The organism is Paraburkholderia sp. J12 (assembly GCF_905220215.1).
Lineage (GTDB): Bacteria > Pseudomonadota > Gammaproteobacteria > Burkholderiales > Burkholderiaceae > Paraburkholderia.
In genome coordinates this window covers 1-19,599 of sequence record NZ_CAJMZC010000006.1, presented here as the reverse complement: position 1 = coordinate 19,599, position 19,599 = coordinate 1, and the positions used below count along the sequence as shown (strand labels likewise).

The 19,599-nt window shown below is 66.4% G+C and carries 22 protein-coding genes; 12 read left to right on the top strand and 10 right to left on the bottom strand.

Features of this window, described 5'->3' with window-relative positions:
- Positions 1-64 precede the first annotated feature (64 nt).
- Positions 65-676 (top strand): LysE family translocator, encoded by a 612-nt coding sequence (locus U5760_RS15115; RefSeq protein ID WP_322012857.1) that lies wholly within the window; start codon positions 65-67, stop codon positions 674-676.
- Positions 677-700: 24 nt separating this feature from the next.
- Here the strand turns inward: U5760_RS15115 and U5760_RS15110 are convergent, their stop codons facing one another.
- Entirely contained in the window at positions 701-2,173 is a 1,473-nt protein-coding gene (locus U5760_RS15110; RefSeq protein WP_322012856.1) for an MFS transporter, read from the bottom strand.
- A 151-nt stretch (positions 2,174-2,324) separates the two neighbouring features.
- On the opposite strand from U5760_RS15110, the gene U5760_RS15105 reads away from it, so the two are divergent.
- Positions 2,325-3,197, top strand: a complete 873-nt coding sequence (locus U5760_RS15105) for a LysR family transcriptional regulator (protein ID WP_322012855.1) — start codon at positions 2,325-2,327, stop codon at positions 3,195-3,197.
- Positions 3,198-3,209: 12 nt separating this feature from the next.
- Here U5760_RS15105 and U5760_RS15100 read toward each other — a convergent pair whose 3' ends face one another.
- Entirely contained in the window at positions 3,210-4,385 is a 1,176-nt protein-coding gene (locus U5760_RS15100) for an alpha-hydroxy-acid oxidizing protein (protein ID WP_322012854.1), read from the bottom strand.
- Positions 4,386-4,589: 204 nt separating this feature from the next.
- On the opposite strand from U5760_RS15100, the gene yfcF reads away from it, so the two are divergent.
- The gene (gene yfcF, locus U5760_RS15095; RefSeq protein WP_322012853.1) at positions 4,590-5,222 is read left to right on the top strand and encodes a glutathione transferase; all 633 of its coding nucleotides are present in this window, start codon (positions 4,590-4,592) and stop codon (positions 5,220-5,222) included.
- Between the two features lie 10 nt (positions 5,223-5,232).
- On the opposite strand, the gene U5760_RS15090 is transcribed toward yfcF, so the two are convergent.
- The gene (locus U5760_RS15090; RefSeq protein WP_322012852.1) at positions 5,233-5,901 is read right to left on the bottom strand and encodes an O-methyltransferase; all 669 of its coding nucleotides are present in this window, start codon (positions 5,899-5,901) and stop codon (positions 5,233-5,235) included.
- A gap of 102 nt (positions 5,902-6,003) precedes the next feature.
- Complete coding sequence (locus U5760_RS15085) at positions 6,004-6,513, bottom strand: hypothetical protein (protein WP_322012851.1); 510 nt, start codon at positions 6,511-6,513, stop codon at positions 6,004-6,006.
- 273 nt (positions 6,514-6,786) lie between these two features.
- Between U5760_RS15085 and U5760_RS15080 the strand changes: the two genes are divergently transcribed.
- Together U5760_RS15080 and U5760_RS15075 are read left to right on the top strand one after the other, a co-directional pair.
- On the top strand, positions 6,787-7,833 hold the full coding sequence (locus U5760_RS15080) for a sensor histidine kinase (RefSeq protein WP_322013242.1): 1,047 nt from the start codon (positions 6,787-6,789) through the stop codon (positions 7,831-7,833).
- A 1-nt stretch (position 7,834) separates the two neighbouring features.
- Positions 7,835-8,566 carry a LytTR family DNA-binding domain-containing protein gene (locus tag U5760_RS15075; RefSeq protein WP_322012849.1) on the top strand — a complete coding sequence of 244 codons (732 nt, stop codon included), beginning with the start codon at positions 7,835-7,837 and terminating at the stop codon, positions 8,564-8,566.
- Between the two features lie 21 nt (positions 8,567-8,587).
- On the opposite strand, the gene U5760_RS15070 is transcribed toward U5760_RS15075, so the two are convergent.
- Positions 8,588-9,247, bottom strand: coding sequence for a glutathione S-transferase family protein (locus U5760_RS15070; RefSeq protein ID WP_322012847.1), 660 nt, complete (start codon positions 9,245-9,247; stop codon positions 8,588-8,590).
- Between the two features lie 307 nt (positions 9,248-9,554).
- Here U5760_RS15070 and U5760_RS15065 point away from each other — a divergent pair, with 307 nt between their 5' ends.
- Positions 9,555-10,907 carry a polyhydroxyalkanoate depolymerase gene (locus U5760_RS15065; protein ID WP_322012846.1) on the top strand — a complete coding sequence of 451 codons (1,353 nt, stop codon included), beginning with the start codon at positions 9,555-9,557 and terminating at the stop codon, positions 10,905-10,907.
- Positions 10,908-10,926: 19 nt separating this feature from the next.
- Here U5760_RS15065 and U5760_RS15060 read toward each other — a convergent pair whose 3' ends face one another.
- The gene (locus tag U5760_RS15060; RefSeq protein ID WP_322012844.1) at positions 10,927-11,367 is read right to left on the bottom strand and encodes a cupin domain-containing protein; all 441 of its coding nucleotides are present in this window, start codon (positions 11,365-11,367) and stop codon (positions 10,927-10,929) included.
- 208 nt (positions 11,368-11,575) lie between these two features.
- Between U5760_RS15060 and U5760_RS15055 the strand changes: the two genes are divergently transcribed.
- From U5760_RS15055 to U5760_RS15045, 3 genes are all read left to right on the top strand, one after another.
- Positions 11,576-11,953 carry a DUF2946 domain-containing protein gene (locus tag U5760_RS15055; protein WP_322012843.1) on the top strand — a complete coding sequence of 126 codons (378 nt, stop codon included), beginning with the start codon at positions 11,576-11,578 and terminating at the stop codon, positions 11,951-11,953.
- A 118-nt stretch (positions 11,954-12,071) separates the two neighbouring features.
- A complete protein-coding gene (locus tag U5760_RS15050) occupies positions 12,072-12,995 on the top strand; it encodes a hypothetical protein (RefSeq protein ID WP_322012841.1) in 924 nt (307 codons plus the stop codon).
- Positions 12,996-13,011: 16 nt separating this feature from the next.
- Positions 13,012-13,377, top strand: a complete 366-nt coding sequence (locus U5760_RS15045; RefSeq protein WP_322012839.1) for a copper resistance protein CopC — start codon at positions 13,012-13,014, stop codon at positions 13,375-13,377.
- A 68-nt stretch (positions 13,378-13,445) separates the two neighbouring features.
- Here the strand turns inward: U5760_RS15045 and U5760_RS15040 are convergent, their stop codons facing one another.
- The 3 genes from U5760_RS15040 to U5760_RS15030 are packed head-to-tail and all read right to left on the bottom strand — an operon-like array spanning position 13,446 to position 15,453.
- On the bottom strand, positions 13,446-14,330 hold the full coding sequence (locus U5760_RS15040) for an SAM-dependent methyltransferase (protein ID WP_322012837.1): 885 nt from the start codon (positions 14,328-14,330) through the stop codon (positions 13,446-13,448).
- A gap of 15 nt (positions 14,331-14,345) precedes the next feature.
- Positions 14,346-14,594, bottom strand: a complete 249-nt coding sequence (locus U5760_RS15035) for a hypothetical protein (RefSeq protein ID WP_322012836.1) — start codon at positions 14,592-14,594, stop codon at positions 14,346-14,348.
- Positions 14,542-15,453, bottom strand: coding sequence for a hypothetical protein (locus U5760_RS15030; protein ID WP_322012835.1), 912 nt, complete (start codon positions 15,451-15,453; stop codon positions 14,542-14,544). Before U5760_RS15030 ends, U5760_RS15035 begins: the two co-directional genes overlap by 53 nt.
- A gap of 79 nt (positions 15,454-15,532) precedes the next feature.
- Here U5760_RS15030 and U5760_RS15025 point away from each other — a divergent pair, with 79 nt between their 5' ends.
- From U5760_RS15025 to rpoD, 3 genes are all read left to right on the top strand, one after another.
- The gene (locus U5760_RS15025) at positions 15,533-15,874 is read left to right on the top strand and encodes an XRE family transcriptional regulator (RefSeq protein ID WP_322012834.1); all 342 of its coding nucleotides are present in this window, start codon (positions 15,533-15,535) and stop codon (positions 15,872-15,874) included.
- A 405-nt stretch (positions 15,875-16,279) separates the two neighbouring features.
- The gene (locus U5760_RS15020) at positions 16,280-16,870 is read left to right on the top strand and encodes a class I SAM-dependent methyltransferase (RefSeq protein ID WP_322012833.1); all 591 of its coding nucleotides are present in this window, start codon (positions 16,280-16,282) and stop codon (positions 16,868-16,870) included.
- Between the two features lie 449 nt (positions 16,871-17,319).
- Positions 17,320-19,299 carry an RNA polymerase sigma factor RpoD gene (gene rpoD / locus U5760_RS15015; protein WP_322012832.1) on the top strand — a complete coding sequence of 660 codons (1,980 nt, stop codon included), beginning with the start codon at positions 17,320-17,322 and terminating at the stop codon, positions 19,297-19,299.
- Positions 19,300-19,303: 4 nt separating this feature from the next.
- Here rpoD and U5760_RS15010 read toward each other — a convergent pair.
- On the bottom strand, positions 19,304-19,599 hold a 296-nt coding region (locus U5760_RS15010), incomplete at its 5' end, for a hypothetical protein (RefSeq protein WP_322012831.1).

The following is a 19,599-nucleotide window of genomic DNA, read 5'->3' as shown; positions in this document are numbered from 1 at the left end:
GAGATTCGTGCTTCGTTGCTTTTCGTGAAACCACCGCAGAATCCGCATTGTCAAGGAGACCGGAATGACCGCATCGGGACTGTTGCTGTTCGCCATGGCACTGCTGGTTACCGCGGGCTCGCCCGGCCCCAGCGTCGCCGCGCTCGTCGCGCGCGTGCTGACCAACGGCGTGCGCGACGTGCTGCCGTTTCTCGCCGCGATGTGGCTGGGCGAGGCGCTGTGGCTCGGTTGCGCGGTCGCGGGTCTCGCCGTGCTCATTCACACCTTCGAAAAGGTGTTCCTCGTGCTGAAGTTCGCAGGCGTCCTCTACCTGCTCTATCTCGCGTGGAAGATGTGGTTCGCACCGGCGGAACTGTCGCGCAGCGATCTGCCCAGAGGGCAGTCGCCGTTGCGCATGTTCGTGGCGGGTCTGGGCGTAACGCTCGGCAATCCGAAGATCATGGTCTTCTATCTTTCGCTCCTGCCCACCATCGTCGATCTCTCGCACGTGGGTGTCGCGGCCTGGGCGCAACTCACCCTCACGATGTTCGTCGTCCTCGTCTCCGTGGACCTGGGGTGGTCGTTCCTCGCCTCGCGCGCTCGCGGGCTGCTCAAGAGCCGCCGCGCGGTGCGAATGGCGAATCGCTCGGCCGCCGTCATGATGGCCGGCGCCGCCGCCACGATCGCCACGCGCTGAAACCTTTACCGCCAGCATGCGGCGTCACGCCCCCGCGTGCAGGCGCCGATGCAGCGGCCCCAGCGCCGTCGAAAGCACCACGCACACCGCCAGCACCGCCACGAGCGCGAACATCGTCGTCCTGAACGCGTGCACGTAATCGACGACCTCGGGATGAGCGCCCAGCGTCGAAAAGAACACACCGCCCAGGGTTGCCGCGCCCACGGCGGCGCCAATCTGCAGCGTGGCCGTGACCATGCCCGAAGCCACCCCGGCACGCGCGGGCTCCACCTCGGCCAGCACGATACGCACGACGGAGGGCAGCACGAGCCCCTGCCCCATGCCGATCGCAGCAAGCCCCACGTAGAAACCCACGCCCGGTTCGCCGGCTCCGGCGAGCGCGGCGGCTGCCGCGAGTCCGCTTGCCAGCAGGACATAACCCAGCGTCAGCACGCGATAGCCGCCGAAGCGGTGCACGAGGCGCGGCATCAGGAGCGGGCTCGAAAGAAACCCGAGCCCGAACGGCAGGATCGCAAGCCCCGAGGCAAGCGGCGACCAGTGCAGGCCGCCTTGCAGATAAATGCCGTAGGTCAGGAAAAACGCGCTCATCGTGTAGAACAGGAACGCCAGCGCGAGGCCCAACGCGACGACCGGGTTGCGAAAGAGCCGCACGTCGAGCAGCGGGTCGTTGCCGGCGAGCAACTGGCGCCACTCCACGCGCAGCAGCAACCCCAGCATGGGCAGCGCGCCAATGAGGCACGCGACCATCCAGAGCGGCCAGCCGGCTTCGCGCCCGCGCGTGAGCGGATAGACGAGCATCAGCAGGAATAGCGAGAGCAGCAGCGTGCCGGGCAGATCGATACGCTGGCCGCGCGGCGGCCGGCTTTCCGGAATGAAGCGCCAGCTGCCGATGAGCGCAAGGATGCCGATCGGCAGATTGACCAGAAAGATCGCGCGCCAGCCGAGGCCGAACGGATGCAGGCTGATCAGCGCACCGCCGCCGAGCTGGCCGATCACGGCCGCGAGGCCGAAGACGAAGCCGTACAGCCCCATCACGCGCACCTGCTCGTGCGGCGTGAACACGCTGCGGATCGTGGCCAGCACCTGCGGCGCGAGGATCGCGGCGAAGAGGCCCTGGAGGATGCGTCCGGCCACGAGCACACTGCCGCTGCCGGCAAGGCCGCAGAGCGTCGAAGCGACGACGAAGCCGGCCATGCCCACCATGAAGACACGCTTGCGGCCGTACAGGTCGCCGAGGCGTCCGCCCGTGATCTGCACGACGGCGTTCGCGCAGGCATAGGCCGAAACCACCAGTTGCAGCTCGGTGGCCTGCGCGCCAAGTCCGTCGCGGATGGCGGGCAGTGCGAGGTTGACGATGAAATAGTCGAGCGGCGGCAGGATCGCCCCCACCAGCAGGACGACGAGCGCCCAGCCGTGATGGCTGCGGGCGGCCTCGCCAGCGGATGCGGAGGGGACTGCCGCCGTCTCGGCGCAGGCGGCAAGCGTGTTATCGGTCATGGAGGGTCATCTCGAAAACAGGGCGGGAATGAGCGCCCGGCCACAGGCGGCCGGACCCATTCGATACGGCATTGTGGCGCTGCCGCATGGTTCGGAAAAGCGGGAATTGATGGTAGCATCCATCGAGTTACTCGATGGATGAGAGGGCACGATGCGCGGTTTCGAATTCGACCAGTTGAGGACGTTCACGGTGGTGGCGGAGGCAGGCAGCCTTTCGGCCGCCGCACCGCTCCTGCATCTTTCGCAGTCGACGGTGAGCGAGCAGGTGCGCAAGCTCGAGGAACGCGCGGGCGTGCCGCTCTTCGCGCGCAGCAAGCGGGGCGTGGAGCCCACGCCCGCGGGAACGCGTCTGCTCGATCATGCGCGGCGCCTCGTGGCGCTCAACGAAGCCGCTTTCGACGAGCTGCGCGGGCAAGCCATCAAGGGCGAGCTGCGCGTCGCGATCACCGAATACTTCCGGACCAACGAAGTGGCGGGCATGCTCGCGCGCCTGCGCGAGTGCTACCCGCAGCTGAGCCTGCACATCTGCGCGATGAAGAGCGCGGATATCGGGCTCGCCCAGGCGCGCGGGCAAATCGATCTGGGCGTGGTGATGAATCTCTCGAGCGGGGCGTTCCGGCCCGCGGCCGACAGCGAGCGCTGGGTGCTGCGCCGCGAGCCTATCCACTGGGTCGCGGCCGCCCCGTTGGCGGAGCGGCTGCCCGAGCGCCTGCCGCTCGTGCTGCTGCCCGACGACTGCATGATGCATCAGGCCGCGGTGCAGTCGCTCGAGAAAAGCAGCGTGCCTTATGAGCTCGTGCACAGCGCATCCGGCGTGGCCGGTCTGCAATCGATGCTCTCGGCCGGGCTGGGCGTGGGCTGCCTTTCGGCCTCGGCCGTTTCGGAGGGCCTCGTGAAGCTCGGTGCAAAGTATCAGCTGCCGGCCCTGCCGGAAGCCGTGTTCTCGCTCACGCCGCCGCATCCCGGCGAACGGGAGACAGTGGCGCGGGCGCGAGAGGTGCTGGCGCGGCAGCTGCTCGTGTAACGTCCGCGGGCGTTACCGGGACTGAGGGCGCGTGCGGCGCACCCCCGCAGCGCGCAGGGCCGCGAGATCGGGGAACCCATCCACAGCCATCAGGAGGTCCGCCTCGGCGAGGATGGAGCGCACCACGTGGACGACGCCGGCCGTGCCGCCCAGCGCCAGGCCATAGGCATACGGCCGGCCGATGCCCACGAGGCTCGCGCCCATGGCAAGCGCCTTGACGACGTCGGTGCCCGAGCGGACACCGGAATCGAACCAGACCGGCACGTTGCCGCACGCAGCTACGAGGTCGGGCAACAGGTCGATCGAAGCGATGCCGCCGTTGGCCTGGCGGCCGCCGTGATTCGAGCAGTAGACGGCATCGACGCCGACGTCGATGGCGCGCTTCGCGTCGTCGGGATGCTGGATGCCCTTGACGATGAGCGGCAGGCGCGTGATCGAGCGCAGCCACGCCAGGTCTTCCCAGGTCACGGTCTGGCCGAAGACGGACGCCCACAGGCCCACGGCCGCGGCGATGTCCTCTTCGGGCGGCGCCTTGAGCTTCGCGCGGAAGTGCGGATCCGAGAAGTAGTTGGCGAGCGCCACGCCGCGCAGTTGCGGAAAGTTGCTGTCGTTGAGGTCGCGCGGCCGCCAGCCGGTGAGCCAGGTATCCAGCGTCACGACGATGCCGCGATAGCCGGCCGCCTCGGCCCGCCGCACGAAACTCGCGGCAAGGTCGCGATCTTTGGGCGTGTAGAGCTGGAAGAAGGCATCGCCCCCGCCGAGCGCTTCGGCCACGGTTTCGAGCGGATCGTTCATCAGCGTGGAGGCGATCATCGGCACACCCGCTGCGGCCGCGGCCTTCGCCGTGGCGATATCGCCATGGCCGTCCTGCGCGCATACGCCGATCACGCCGATGGGCGCCAGCATCAACGGCGCAGCGATGCGCTTGCCGAAGACATCGACGGAGAGGTCGCGCACGCGCGTGTCGACGAGCATGCGCGGCACGATGCCCCACTCGGAGAAGGCTTCGACATTGCGGCGCTGGGTGAACTCGTCGCCGCAGCCGCCTTGGACGTAGCTCAGGACGGACGGTGGCAGCGCGGCTGTCGCGCGCGCCTCAAGCGTCCTGAAATCGACGGGAAGCGCCGGCCGGACGCCGTGGAGGCCGGCGAAGTAGATTTCGTTCTGGTAGTCACCGAATGACTTCATGGTCACCTGCTCGAGTGGGTGGGCGATCTCTGGGCGTTGAGCCGCATGGCCAGAGGGGGTGAACGCATGATGTCGGGATTCGCGCGCGGATTCTGTCGGGTAGGCGACAAGTCGAGGCGCAGGTGCCCTTGACGATGCCATTCTCGCGATGCCATGGCTTCATAATGACAACCCCGTTGCCCGCCCGCCAGAAAGGAAAACGCATTGAATCCCGCCACCCTCCAGCTTCACGCCGATGCGCAATTCGCGAGCCCGTATGCCATGTCGGTCTTCGTGGCGCTGCATGAAAAGACGCTGCCGTTCGAGCTCCTCGCCGTCGATCTGGGCAAAGAGGAAAACCGGGAACCGGCGTACGCGGCGAAGTCGCTCACGCAGCGCGTGCCGCTACTGGTCCACGATGGCTTCGAGATCACCGAGTCCTCGGCGATTACGGAGTACCTCGAAGAAACGTTCGAGGGCACGCCCCTGTATCCCGCGGACCGGCATCTGCGTGCGCGAGCGCGACAGGTTCAGGCGTGGCTGCGCAGCGATCTCCTGCCGATCCGGATCGAGCGCTCTACCGAGGTGGTTTTCTACGGCGCCCGCAAAGCGCCGTTATCGGATGCGGCTCAAGCCGCCGCGCATAAGTTGTTCTCCGCAGCCGATGCGCTTGTGCCCGCAAAGGGCGGCCATCTTTTCGGAGCGTGGAGTATTGCCGACGCCGATCTCGCGCTGATGCTCAACCGGCTTGTGCTGAACGGCGATCCGGTACCGCAGCGTCTCGCGGACTATGCCCGCCAGCAATGGCAACGGCCGTCGATCCAGCGCTGGGTGGCGCTGGATCGTCCGCCGCTGTGAAAGCTCGCGCCTAACCCTTCACCACCGTAATCGCAAACCCGTCCCACCCTTTCGAGCCCACCGTCTGCACGGCGGTGCTTTCGAGCCGCGCATCGTGCGCGAGCCGATCGACATAGCGCCGCACACCCACCACGTCGTCTTCGTGGCTCGCCGGGTCGGCCACGCGGCCGTCGCGCACGACGTTGTCGGCCACAATCACTGTGCCTGGCCGCGCAAGCTTCAGCACGCGTTCGAGGTAATGCGGGTTGTTGCTCTTGTCCGCGTCGATGAAGACGAAGTCGAACGGCGGCGTGCCGTCTTCGAGCAGGCGGTCGAGCGTATCGAGCGCCTGCCCTTCGATCACCGTGACCTTGTCGCTCACGCCGGCCGCCGCGAGGTTCGCGCGTGCCACCGCGGCGTTCCCGGCCACGGCTTCGAGCGTGACGAGCGTGCCGTCCGCGGGCAGCGCACGCGCGAGCCAGATCGCGCTATACCCACCCAGCGTGCCGATTTCGAGCACGCGCCGCGCGCCCTGAATGCGCGCGAGCAGATACAGAAACTTGCCCTGATTGGGCGCGACGTTGATGGCCCTCAGGCCCGCTTTCGCGCTCGCGGCGAGAGCGCCGTCGAGCGCCGCGTCCGCTCCCACGAGACGCTCGCAAAACCATTCGTCGACAGCATGCCAGGCTGGTTCGGTCATCGCATTGCTCCAGAGTGGTCAGGCTCGCCAGCTTATCCCAGCGCCGGCTCGAACGCAGGGACCCACCCAGGCAGCGGCGCCGCCGCGAACAGCGCTCGCGCTTCAACCCACACGCAGTCCGTTCGCATACTGGGCGCAACGCATCGCCACATTGAGGCCGCGCCCGAGCGGCATGCCCACCAGCACGCCCCACAACGCGTACGACATTGCAGCAAAGGCACCGGTCGCCGCCCACGGCTGGCCCGATTCGACGGCGTAATGCATGAAGGATTCCGCGGCGAACGTCACGACGATCATGGCGAGCAGACTCGGATCGCCGGGCAGGCGCACAAGCAGACCGTCCCGCCCACGACGGTATTGCAACGCCCAGCGACGCGCGTGCAGCCAGCCGAACGCCGCGCCCACCGCCACCGCGACCACCGTGACGAACAGGTCCACGTCGCCCGCATGCGGAAAGAGCGCGCCGAGACTTCCGAAGCCCGTCGCCAGAAAAATCACGGGGCCCAACAGCGGCCTCGTCGGACGCACTTCGCGCGGGAAACAGCGGTTCACGCCGATATAAAGCAGCACGCACAGCAGGACAACGACATAGGAACGGGAGAAGTGAGCCACGATGCACTCCGTTAGGGTTGAGGCGGATCGAGCGGGTTGCAGCGAACACCGTGGACGCGACTCTAACCATTTGGCTCTGGTTGAAAACCGGCTTGCGACGAAATGCGCTTTGGCGCGACGAACCGCCGCCTCGCGCGACGAACGGCGGCAAAGCCCGCAAGGCTTTCCGGCCCGCGCGGGGCCGGTATATGCTTGAATCCCCACGCACCGCACTCCGGAGGCCATGCGATGCAACGGTCATTCAACGTCACCGCGGAACAGCGCGCCGCGCAGATGTGGCAAGACGCTTCGCCCGGCGCACGCCGGGTGCTCACGGCACTCGGGCTCGCCACCTTCAACTGCCTGATCGGCATTGCCCTCTGGGCCGATCATGCCGATGCGGACCTCGTGCCGTACCTCATGTCCGCCAACGGCATCGGCTTCAGTGCCTGGTTCTTCAGCACGCTGGCCGACAGGCTCGCGCGCCGCAAGCTCGGCGTGCTGCCGAAGGTGCTGATCGTCACCCCGCTCAGCGTGGTCGCCGGCTTCGAGATCGCGGCCTCCACCGTGGGACACGCCCCGCATCTCTTCGGTCCCGCGGGGATCGAGCGGTGGCTCGCTTATGGCTCGTCGTTCATCATCGCGGCGGCGGCCTGCGCGCTCTTTACGCTGGCGATCCAGACCTCGCGCATGCGCACCTCGCTCGAAATCGAACGCCGCAAGGCCGCCGACGCGCGCCAGGCCGAAACCGCTGCCCGGCTCGCACTGCTGCAGGCGCAGATCGAACCGCACTTTCTCTTCAACACGCTCGCGAACGTGCAAAGCCTGATCGAGCGCGACCCGGCCCGCGCGAATGCCATGCTCTCGAGTCTCAACCACTATCTGCGCGGCAGCCTGGGGCGCACGCGCGCGGCAACCTCGACGCTCGGCGAAGAACTCGATCTATGCGAGGCGCTGCTGAAGATCGCTTCGATCCGGCTGGAGGAGCGCTTGCGCTACACGTTCGAGATTCCCCCCGCGGTGCGACATCTGCCGTTCTCGCCGCTGCTGCTGCAGCCGCTCGTCGAGAACGCCATTCGCCATGGCATCGAGCCTGCGGTCGAAGGCGGTGAAATCCGCGTGCGCGCCGCGCTGTCCGGCGGCATGCTCACGCTGGGGGTGACGGACAGCGGCGTGGGGCTCGCGCAGGGCACGACGGGCGCACTGCATGGCGGCGTCGGGCTCAATAACGTCCGCACGCGGCTGAGAAGCCTCTACGGCGAACGCAGCCGCCTCGATATCAGCGACAATGCGGCACCCGCAAAGGGCGTCACCGCCACCCTGCTGCTTCCCACTCACTGATATGCCGACCGCCCTGATCGCCGACGACGAGCCGAACCTCTCCGCCGACCTCGCCGGCCGGCTCGCGCGCCTGTGGCCCGAACTCGCGATCGTGGCGAAACCGCGCGACGGCGTGGCCGCGCTGGCGGCGCTCAATGCGCTCAAGCCCGATATCGCGTTTCTCGACATCCGCATGCCCGGCATCGACGGCCTGAGGCTCGCGGGCCTCGCGCCCCATGCACGCATCGTGTTCGTGACGGCGCACGACGACTATGCGGTCGAAGCCTTCGATCGCAGCGCGGTGGACTACCTGCTCAAGCCCTTGACCGACGCGCGGCTGCTGCGTTGCATTGCCCGCCTTCAGCGCGAAGCGCCGGCACAGGGCGAGCCGCAACCGGGCCCTGCCGCAGCGGCACCGCGCGAGACGGCGCCGGTGCGCTGGCTGACCGTGAGCGCCGGCGACACCACCCGGCTCGTTTCCGTGGACGACGTGCTCTATTTTCAGGCCGCCGACAAGTACACGGAAGTCGTCACCGCCAGCGCGCGGCACGTGATCCGCACGCCGCTCAAGGAGCTTTTGCCGCGGCTCGACGCCGATTCGTTCACGCAGGTTCATCGCAGCGTGATCGTTGCGTACGCAGCCATCGACCGCGTGGAGCGCGATCTGATGGGCAACCTCAAGATTCACCTGCGCGGCGATGCGACGGTGCTGCCCGTGAGCCGCGCGTATGCCGGCATGTTCCGGCAGATGTGAGCGGATGCGGCGCGCCGCCGCTCAAAACTCCACGTCGAGTTCGTCGATATCCTCCGTCTCCGACTTCGCCGCCTCGATCCACTCCGCCACGAAGGGCTGCTTGAGCACGCGCATGCAGTAGTCGGCGATATCGCGATCGATCTTCACGTCGTAGGTCAGAAGACGCGTGACGACGGGCGCGTACATGGCGTCGGCGGCACTGATCTCGCCGAACAGCCACGGGCCGCCGTATGCCGCGAAACATTCGCGCCAGATCTTCACGATGCGCTCGATATCGTCCTGCGCGCGCGACCACACGCGAAAGTTCGGGAAGTGCCCGCGCAGGTTCATCGGCAAGGCCGAGCGCAGCGCGCTGAAACCCGAGTGCATCTCGCCGCAGATCGAGCGGCAATGCGCGCGCGCCTTCCGGTCTTCGGGCAGAAGATGCGCCTGCGGACAGATTTCGTTCAGATACTCGCAGATCGCGAGGGTGTCCCACACCTTGATGCCGTCGTGCTGCAGGCAGGGCACCAGAATCGAAGGCGAAAGCAGCAGCAGTTCGGCGCGCGCCGCGGGATCGTCCACGGGCACGGCCACGGTCTCGAAGGAAAGGCCCGCGAGCTTCGCCAGCAACCAGCCCCGCATCGACCACGACGAATAGTTCCGGCTGCTGATCGTCAAGGTCGTTTCCGTCTGACTCATGCGCGTCTCCGAATGGCGGTGCCGGCCTGAATGGCCGCTGAATAGTCGCAAAAGTGCGCCGCGCACCGCGAACGGCAGGCGATGCACCACTTTACGGCACGGCGCCGGTTGCGTTCTCGTAGCGCGCCGTCCTGTGCCAGCGAAGCCAGGCGCATCCCGTTCGCATGCCACAGCGCCACGCCGCATCTGCAAGGCCTTCGTGCAAGCAACGTGCCAGTCGCCGGCGCGGCGCGCTTCCGTGCGCTGGCTCACGTATTGCTTGCGCCTCAGTGTCGCCGCTGCGGCCCCACGCCCGACCCCGCGCTCCATGAACCTGCTCGCATACCCGCTCTATCAGGCGTTCGCCGATCTCCTGCGTCCCTGGCGTACCAGCGCCTCGTTCGCCCGTGCCATGCTCGCCGCGTGGCCCACGTCCACGGCCCCCTTCGGCTTCGACGCCCGCTATTTCGACGCATGCTGGGAACTCGTCGAAATGATGGGGCTCACGCACGGGCGGCCGCCGTTCGGTATCGATACCGTGACCGTGAGCGGCGAGCGCGTGAGCGTTCACGAGGAATACGTGAAGCGCACGCCGTTCGGCTCGCTGCTGCACTTTCGCAAGGACAGCGCCGTGCCGCAGCCGCGCGTGCTGATCGTCGCGCCCATGTCGGGCCACTTCGCCACGCTCCTGCGCGGCACGGTGCGCACAATGCTCGCCGATCACGACGTCTATATCACCGACTGGCACAACCCGCGCGACGTGCCGCTTTCCGCGGGCCGCTTCGGCTTCGACGAATATGTCGAGCACGTGATCTCGTTCATCCGTCGCATCGGGCCGGATGCGCATCTCGTCGCCATTTGCCAGCCCACGGTCGCCTCGCTCGCCGCCGTTTCGCTGATGGCCGCCGACAACGATCCGGCCCAGCCGGCCAGCATGACGCTCATGGCCGGCCCGATCGACTGCCGCGTGAATCCCACGCGCGTGAACGAGCTCGCGAACAGCAAGCCTATAGAGTGGTTCGAGCGCAATCTCATCGGCGTCGTGCCCGGCGGTTTTGCCGGTGCGCAGCGGCGCGTTTATCCCGGCTTCGTGCAGCTTTCCGCCTTCATGTCGATGAATCTGGAGCGGCACCTGGCCTCGTTCGCGGACATGCATCGCGAACGCTCGAAAGGCGACCCGGCGAAGGCCGATTCGATTCGTACGTTCTACGAAGAGTATTTCGCCACCACGGATCTCACCGCCGAGTTCTACCTCGAAACCGTGAGCTCGGTGTTCCAGCAATACGCGCTGCCGCTCGGCAAGCTGAAGGTGGGCGAGCGCCTTGTCGAGCCGCACGCCATCCGCCGCACGGCGCTCTTCACGATCGAAGGCGAGAAGGACGACATCTGCGCGGTGGGCCAGACGGTGGCGGCCCAGGACCTCTGCTCGGCGCTGCGGCCCTACATGAAGACGCATCACGTGCAGACCGGCGTGGGCCACTATGGCGTCTTCAACGGCCGCAAATGGGAATCGCAGATCTACCCGATGGTGCGCGCGACGATCCACAACCACGAGCCGCGCGCGCGCCGTTTCGCCGCCACGTCCGAGACCGGGGCGCACGGCGAGCAACTGAGCCTGCGCGCCCTGCTGGACGCAGAGGCCGCGACCGCCGCCGTCATCGCGAAGGCGGCGCAGACCTGAGGTTGGGCCCGGTCCGGGCTCAAGCGCCCGCGGTGCTCCACGACGTGGGCGCGGGCACCGCGCAGGGCGCCTCCACGTCGATCGATTTGAAGTCGGCGGGGCTCACGATCTCCAGATACTCCATGTCCGGCGAGTAATCGAACAGATAGTGCGCGATGCCGGGCGCCTGATGCACGCAGTCGCCCGCTTCCACGAGCGTCTCCTGCTCGCCGTACATGAAGCGAGCCCAGCCCTTGAGCATGATGACGATATGGAAGTCGGCTTCGTGCCGGTGCCAGCCCGTGCCCTGCTCGGGCGCGAGGTTCGCGCGCACGAGCTGCGCGACGACCTTGCCGTGCGTCGCCGCCGCGATGCCCAGATCGCGATAGAGGAAGAAGTCGCGCAGTCCACCGCCTTCGAATCCCGTGTCCTGCGGCTTGACGTGCGAAAAACGGGTAGCGAATTCCAGTTCCGTAGCCATGACCGGGCTCCCCTTGAATAATGGCGGCGGTCATTCAAGCATTTACCGTTCCAGTGCGACGAATCGCGGCATACGCCCGCGCGCATGGGCGCCTTCAGCCGTGCGTGGCATAATCGGCGCACCTGATGGCGTCACGCTGCACCGGTACGCAACGCACCACGCCCTCCCTGCACCTGAACCGCGCCTTCGTGGCGCACGTTGGCGCCGCATGGCACGCATTCGTCTATTGAAACTCGGCAGCCTGCTCGGATTGCTCGCAATCCTGATGAGCACGCTCGCGCCGACCGTTTCGCAGACGCTGGCCGCCCATCACCGGCTGGGGAACGCGCTCGCCACCTATTGCACGGTCGAGCCGGGCGCCGCAAACCCTGCGCAGGACGGCGGCAATCATTCGCTCGCGCAGCACTGGCAGGCCTGCCCGTATTGCAGCCTGCTCGCGCACGTGCCCGTGCTGCCCGGCGCCACCCTCTCGTTTGCCGTCGCGCTCGCCGTCACACGGGCGAGCGCCGCGCCGGTGCGTCACGCAGTCCGCGCGCTCGTTGCCCACACCGCCGCGCAGCCGCGCGCCCCGCCCTCTCTCTCCTGATCCGGTCTTTTCACGAACGAACCGAACGCCGCGCGGCACTGGCCGCAGCGGCGGTTCGCCGTCGCGCGTTGCCGCATTGGCGCGCGACGGCGGGCACACCCATCAGGAGAACACACTCATGCGTACGCTCTTCGGGCGCCGTGCCGTGCCTGCGCGCGCCGCCCTGCTCGCCTCGACCGCGCTCGCCTGCGCGGCCGGCACCACGACCGCCCACGCGCACGCCGTAGTCGGCGACCGCGTCTTCCCCGCCACGCTCACGGTCGACGACCCCGGCGTGGGCGACGAATTCGACACGCAGTTCGGCCACATCAAGTCGCCCGACGACAACGGCGACAACATGAACGTCAACACCGTCTCGTACGAGTGGGACAAGCTCATCACGAAGAACCTCGCCTTCAGCGTGGCCAGCGACTATGTGAGCCAGAACGCGCCCAACGGCGGTTCCGCAAAGGGCTGGGACAACGTGACGCTCGGCGTGAAGTACCTCGTCTACGCGAACGCAGCGCACGAATTCATGGCGTCGGTCGGCCTCGAAAGCGAGATCGGCGGCACCGGCGCGAAATCCATCGCGAGTTCGTATTCGACCTTCACGCCCGAAGTGTATTTCGGCAAGGGCTTCGGCGACCTGCCCGCCGCGCTCGGCTATCTGCGGCCCTTCGCGATTACCGCGCAGCTCGGCCCGAATCTGACCACGGCCACTTCGGACAACGGACCCGATTCGTTCGGCTGGGGTCTCACGCTCCAGTACAGCATTCCGTATCTGCAGAACCAGGTGAAGGACCTCGGCTTGCCGCAGCCGTTGAGCAACCTGTACCTCGTGGTCGAAGCGCCCATGAGCACCTGCACCGCCGGCGCCTGCGCGGGCCAGACCACCGGCACCATCAACCCGGGCGTGCTCTGGCTCAACCGCTACGGCCAGTTCGGCGTGGAGGCGCAGATTCCCGTTAACCGGCTGACCGGCAATCATGTCGGCGTGCTGCTCGACGCTCACCTGTATTTCGACGACATCTTCCCGAATTCGCTTGGCAAACCCCTCTTCTGATCGAAGGACACCGCTCATGAAACTGTCTATCGCCGCGCGCGGCACCGTTGCCGCGCTCTTCATCGCCGCCTGCCAGCTCGCGCACGCGCACGCCTATCCCACCCACCAGGCGCCCTCGGCCGGCGCGACGGTGCCGGCCACGCAGAAGGACGTGGCCATCGACTTCGACGACGAAATCGAACCCGCCTTCAGCTCGATCACCGTGACGGATGCGCAGGGCAAAGCCGTCACGAGCGGCAAGGCCGAAGTCGACGGGTCGAACAAGAAGCACATGTCGGTGGGTCTCGCGCCGCTGACGCCGGGTGTCTATACGGTTGCGTGGGTCGCCGTCGCTGCGGACGGGCATCGCACGCAGGGGCACTATACGTTCACGGTGAAGTAGGACTTGGGGGAGAGGTGGTGGCGGCGGATGCGCGCCGCCGCCTCGGCTTCAGACGCGTTCAGGTGTGTTCAGATACGCTCCGCATAGACCGATCGCTCGATCGGCATGCACGTAAGCGTGCGCCCCGTGGGCGCGATATAGCGCTGCTCCATCTCCTGCGGCTCGGGCGCTTCGATCACGCGCCAGCCATAGGACGCCAGCAACCCAGGCAGTTCCGCCGGATCGATGCCATAACGCCAGATACCACGCTTCTCCACGAAGCGGTGGTAATACACGGCGTGGCCCGCCATCGGCGCACCTTCCAGGAAATCGCGGCGCACGTAGGTGAAGGCAAGGCGGCTGCCCGGTGCAGCCGTCGCGAGAAAAGCGAGTGTCTTGCGCACGCCCGCTTCGTCGAGATATTGCGTGACGCCCTCCCAGATGAAGAACGTCCGCAGCTGTGGCACGTAGCCGTGTGCGGCGAGCGTGGCATCGAGCGCGTCGCGGCCCAGATCGGCGGCCACGAGCCGGATCTGCGGCGGCAGCGTTCCGAGACGCTGTGACAGACGCCGCCATTTCGCATCGATATTCGATGTTTGATCCACTTCCCACGCGCGCACGCCGGTGCCCGGCAGCATGCGATATGCGCGCGTATCGAAGCCCGCTCCGAGATTCACGAGCGCCTCGATCGCTCCCAGCGCCTCGCGCAGTTTCTCGTCGATAAAGCGCTTGCGGCAGAGCATGCCGCCCCATAGACCGGGATAGCGTCGTTCGGCAAACGCGGCCATCACGCTTGCCGCGCGCGGCCCCATGCGGGCCAGCGCGGCGCGGGCGGTGGGCGGCAGCAAGGCGGCGGCGAGATCGTCGGTGACGATCCGCTCGCGCGGCGCGAACCGCTGCTCCAGCGCGACCAGCGCCATCGGCCCCACTCCGGTTTGAGCGGCTTCGACAGCGCTGGCGGCTTCGCGGGTCATGGCCGGCCGGCTTGCTCAGGTATCCGAATGATTGAGTTGACGCCGACGGCCCTGCACGCTGACCACCGAATCGAATAGCGCCTCGGCGCGGGCGAGCTCGTCGAGCGCGTGGTCAAGACGCGATTGCGCCGCGCCATAAGGCACCGGCGAGACGTCGAATTCGGTCTCGCCGCGTACAGCCCGAAAAGCCAGATCGACGTTGCGCGAGGCTTCAAAAAAGCGTTGCGCAGCCTCGGCTTCTCGTGAACGGATGATGATCGCCATGGAGGAGTTCCATTGTTAATTGCGTCCAGTCGGCGGCGCGGGCACCGCGCCCGCGCGCGTGCACACCCGAACGCGAGCCTGCGGCGCGCGCGGCGGCCGCAGATTCGGCCGGCGGCAAATCGAAGAGATCGCGCGTGACGCCGCGCGCCGCCTGGGCGGCCGGCTGGCTGCGCAGGCGCTTCGTGAGGTCGGCATAGGCTTCGAAGTCGCCGTTGCGGGCCGCCTCGTGGATCGCGGCGAGATCGCGCGCCTTGACGAGCGAGGGCTGCGTGAGGCGCACGAAATACGGTGCTTCCAGTTCGACAGCCAGTGCGATCGGATAGGACCTGGCCGCCGTTGCCTCGGCTTGCGCGCCCCGCTCCGCGCGATCGACCACGACCGTGGCCTGCGAAGCGCACGGCGCCTTGCCCGTGCTCACGCTGCGCAGCCGTTCGGGACACACGCCGAGGCTGCTGCCAATGCTCAGCTCGGTGGGCGACGCGCAAACCAGCGCGTAATGATGATCGCGCTCGCGGCCAGAAGGCCAGGTCGCGCGGCTCGCCACGAACACATGCACGGGCAGCTGCCGGACCTGCCCACTCGCATCGACCCAGGCATTCCACACCAGCGCGTCCTCGCGCTTGCGCGACGCCGTACGCGCGCGCCCGGCTGCGGGCGAAAAAAGCGCGAGCAGCGACCCGGTACGCAGCGCCGCCACCTGCGCGCTGGTGCCGAGCGACTGGCTGATGCCCCACAGGAACCGCCCGCCGCCCAGCCGGCGCTCCCACTCCTTGCGCAGGATGAGCGTAGCGAGATCTTCCCCAGTCTCCGATCCGGATCGGGACCAGCAAAAGGTGGGCGGTAGGTGTTTCAGTGCCATCGACTTCCTCGGAATGCAGTTGCCCGGTCGATTCGCCGGTCAATTCAATAACCGTTACTGTATAGGTATAATGCATGACATGGAAGCCCTAGATAGACATTTTCCCGTGCAGGAGCTATTGAACCGGCTAACGGCGGATACCCGCTCCGCTAGCGAAATAGCAAGGCTTTCGGGAGTCAGTCAGCCTACTGTTTCGCGACTTCGGTTGTCGAACGGACGCCGGCTGCGCCGGAGCGCGTCATTCAATAAGCTATGCAGTTTCTATGGCGTCAAGGCGCCGCCCCCCGGGCGGCACGACGCTGCCTATAACGAATTGCTGCGCAACGCGATCGTGGAAGCGTGGGACGGCTCGGAAGAGCACGGCCGCGCATTGCTCGTGGTGATAGAAGGTTTGAAGGAGATGAGCGGACGACCGCGCTGACGAAGCACGGAGCGCGGCACGAAAGAGGAAGAGGACGATAAAGTCAGAGGTAGCCGGCCGCGATGTGCGGCGTGCACCCATCAGGCAGAGGCAAGGCGCCCACAGGTCGCCACCCGATGCAGGCGCGCCGGGCAAAGGTCACCGGTTATGGGAAAACGGCCCGGTGCAAAGGCCGATTCTTCATAGAAAATCTGTCGGAAACGCGCGATGCGGCCGCCGGAGAGCCACGCTGTGTGCCGCAATTGGGCATGCGGGGGTGCAAGATCCCAAATCCGGTTACCTTGCACCCGTCGGCGGGAATCCGAGGTATTTATCAGGCGGTTGCGCGTGCCTGACATCGCTGCTCGCCTGCCTCGGAGCACGCAGATCGACTATGCTGTGGACCGCCTCGAAAGGGAACCCCTCATGGACCGGACCACCATAGATACGTATACAGGCGCAGCACAACGCTACGCCGACGAATGGGCCAGCCAGCCACAGCCCGACGACCTTTATGCCCTGCTCACGCGCCATTTTCGGCCAGGCGGCACGACGGTCGATATCGGCTGCGGTTCGGGGCGCGACGTAGCCTGGCTCAACGCAAACGGATTTCCAGCCGCGGGCTACGACGCCTCTGAGGGCCTGATCGCACAGGCCTCGGCGCACTATCCGCAGTTCACCTTCCAGCAGGCCACGCTGCCCGAACTCGCGGGCGTGGCGAACGCAGCGTTCGACAACGTGCTCTGCGAAACCGTCGTCATGCATCTGCCGCCTGCGCAGGTCAGCACGGCCTGTGCGCGGCTCCTCGAACTCCTGAAGCCCGGCGGCGTCCTGTTCCTCAGCTGGCGCGTGACGGAGGGCGAAAGCGTGCGCGACGCATCCGGGCGCTTGTATTCGGCATTCGAGACCTCAATTGTGAGGCAAGCGCTCAATGGCACCACGCTCGCGCTGGACGCGGCTGCCGTCAACCAGTCGTCGGGCAAACGCGTTCATCGTGTGGTCGCCATTCGTAATTGAGTGCCGGAAGGCGTTTTTTTGCGACAAGCGAGGGGGAAACGGTTAGGCAATTTGCCGCAGCGGATATCGGCCACGAGCCGGTCTTCGTATTGATCGGAGGATTGAAACCGCGAACCCGATGCGCTTTTTGGCGTCGAACGCAGCCTGGTGGTTGTAGACCGTGCAGAAAGGACTTCGAAGAGATTGCGATCCGACCCTGTGAGAACCTGAAACTGTGCGTTGCACACGACGATTCAGGTTGCCTCGCATGGCGTAACGCACTACCATACGCGATCTTTCTGCATTGCACGAAAATTCAGGCCGCTTCACGCCCTGTGCGTGTCGCGCTCGCCCGGCGGAACCGGCATTCGCCCCCGCCCATTCCCCTGCAATTTCGTCATCGCCAGGACGCAACGCTGCTGGCGCGTGACTCATTTTGCCCTTGTCAGGCCCCCTTCAAGGAGAACGTATTGACAAGCCATGACCGGGACGACGTGCTGGCCTCGTCTGCCCGCCCTGCCCGCCGCGCATCGAAAGACAAGACCGGCGATACGACTCAGCTCGACACCAGCTCGCAACTCGAAAAGCGCCAGCACCAGATGCGGGCGCTGATCAAGCTCGGCCGCGAACGCGGCTACCTCACGCACGCCGACATCAACGACCATCTGCCCGATAACTTCGCGCAAACGGCCGCGCTCGAAACCATCGTCGCCACGTTCAACGACATGGGCGTGCAGGTGTACGAACAGGCGCCCGACGCCGAAACGCTGCTGCTCAACGACGAAGCGCGCGCCGACACGCAAAGCGACGACGAAGCCGACGAGGAAGTCGAAGTCGCGCTCTCGACCGTCGATTCGGAATTCGGCCGCACGACCGACCCGGTGCGCATGTACATGCGCGAAATGGGTTCGAGCGAACTGCTCACGCGCGCCGGCGAAATCGAAGTCGCGAAGCGTATCGAAGACGGCCTGCAGGAAATGATCCAGGCGATCGCGGCGTGCCCGTCGATCGTCGCGACCATTCTCGCGGATGCGGACCGCATCGCGGCCGAAGAAATGCGCATCGACGAGCTCGTCGACGGCATCGGCAGCGACGAGGCCGCAGCCGAATCGGAAATGGCCGATGCGGACGACAGCGAAGAAGTCGAAGCGCAGGCCGACGACGCCGACGAAAGCGAAGACGGCGACGAAGACGACAGCGACTCGGGCGACGCTAGCAAGGCGAACGAAGCGCTGCTCGAGCAGCTGAAAGCCGACGCGCTCGCGATCTTCGCGCGCGTGCGCACGCTCTTCGACCAGATGGCATGCACGACCGACTCGGAAGCGCGCGCCTCGGCCGCCGAAATGAAGATCTGCGAAGAGATCCAGCGCGAGCTCGCGCCGATCCGCTTCACGGCACGCACCATCGACCGCCTCTGCACGCTGCTGCAGGCGCAGGTCGCGGCGATCCGCGCCATCGAGCGCAACGTGCTGGCCATCGTCGTGGACCGTTGCGGCATGCCACGCGAGACCTTCGTCGAGCAGTTCCCGGGCCACGAAACCGATCTCGACTGGACCACGCGCATGGCGGCGAAGTCGAGCAAATACGGTCCCTCGATGGAGCGCAGCCTGCCCGCGATTCAAGCCGAGCAGCGCAAGCTCGCCGAGATCGAAGCGGCTGCATCGCTTTCGCTTCAGCAGATCAAGGCGATCAACCGCCGCATGACGGCTGCCGAAGCGAAGATGCGCCAGGCGAAGGGCGAGATGGTCAAGGCCAACCTGCGTCTCGTGATCTCGATCGCGAAGAAGTACGTGAACCGCGGCATGCAGTTCCTCGACCTGATCCAGGAAGGCAATATCGGCCTCATGAAGGCCGTGGACAAGTTCGAATATCGCCGCGGCTGGAAGTTCTCGACCTACGCCACCTGGTGGGTGCGCCAGGCCGTGACGCGTGCGCTCGCCGATCAGGCGCGCACGATCCGCGTGCCGGTGCACATGATCGAAACGATCAACAAGCTGAACCGCATCTCGCGCGAGATCCTGCAGCAGACGGGCGTGGAAGCGCATCCGGCCGATCTGGCCGCACGCATGGGCATGACCGAAGAGAAGGTGCGTGGCATCCTCAAGATCGCCAAGCAGCCGGTCTCGCTGGAAAGCCCGGTGGGCGACGACGGCGATGCGACGCTCGGCGACATGATCGAAGACGCCGGTTCGGCCTCGCCGGCCGACGCGGCGATCCACGCGAACATGCGCGCTGCGATCGACGAGGCGCTCAAGGCGCTTTCGCCGCGCGAGGCGAAGGTGCTGCGCATGCGTTATGGCATCGACACGACGTCGGATCACACGCTCGAAGAAGTGGGCAAGCAGTTCGACGTGACGCGCGAGCGTATCCGCCAGATCGAAAGCAAGGCGATGCGCAAGCTCATGCATCCGAGCCGTGCCGACAAGCTGCGGCCGTTCCTGGAGCGTTAAGCCGTTATATTTCGGCTGATGTCTGGCTGAAATGAGGAAAGCCCGTCACGAAAGTGGCGGGCTTTTTGTTTGGTGGGTCGATGTTTGCCGGTTGTACGGCCGGGCGGATGAACCGGCTTGAGCTTGTTTTTCGATATGAGAACAGTGTGGCTGGATAATCGCGCAGGCAGTGCCCGCGGTGCCAGGTCTGATAGGCAGAGAAGTCAGCGGGCCAGGAGCCGTCCCTGTGGACGGCTCTCTGCAGTGGTACGGGTCGCTGGTTTTCCGGGCCGGTAAACGCCGAAACCCCGGTCTCCTTTT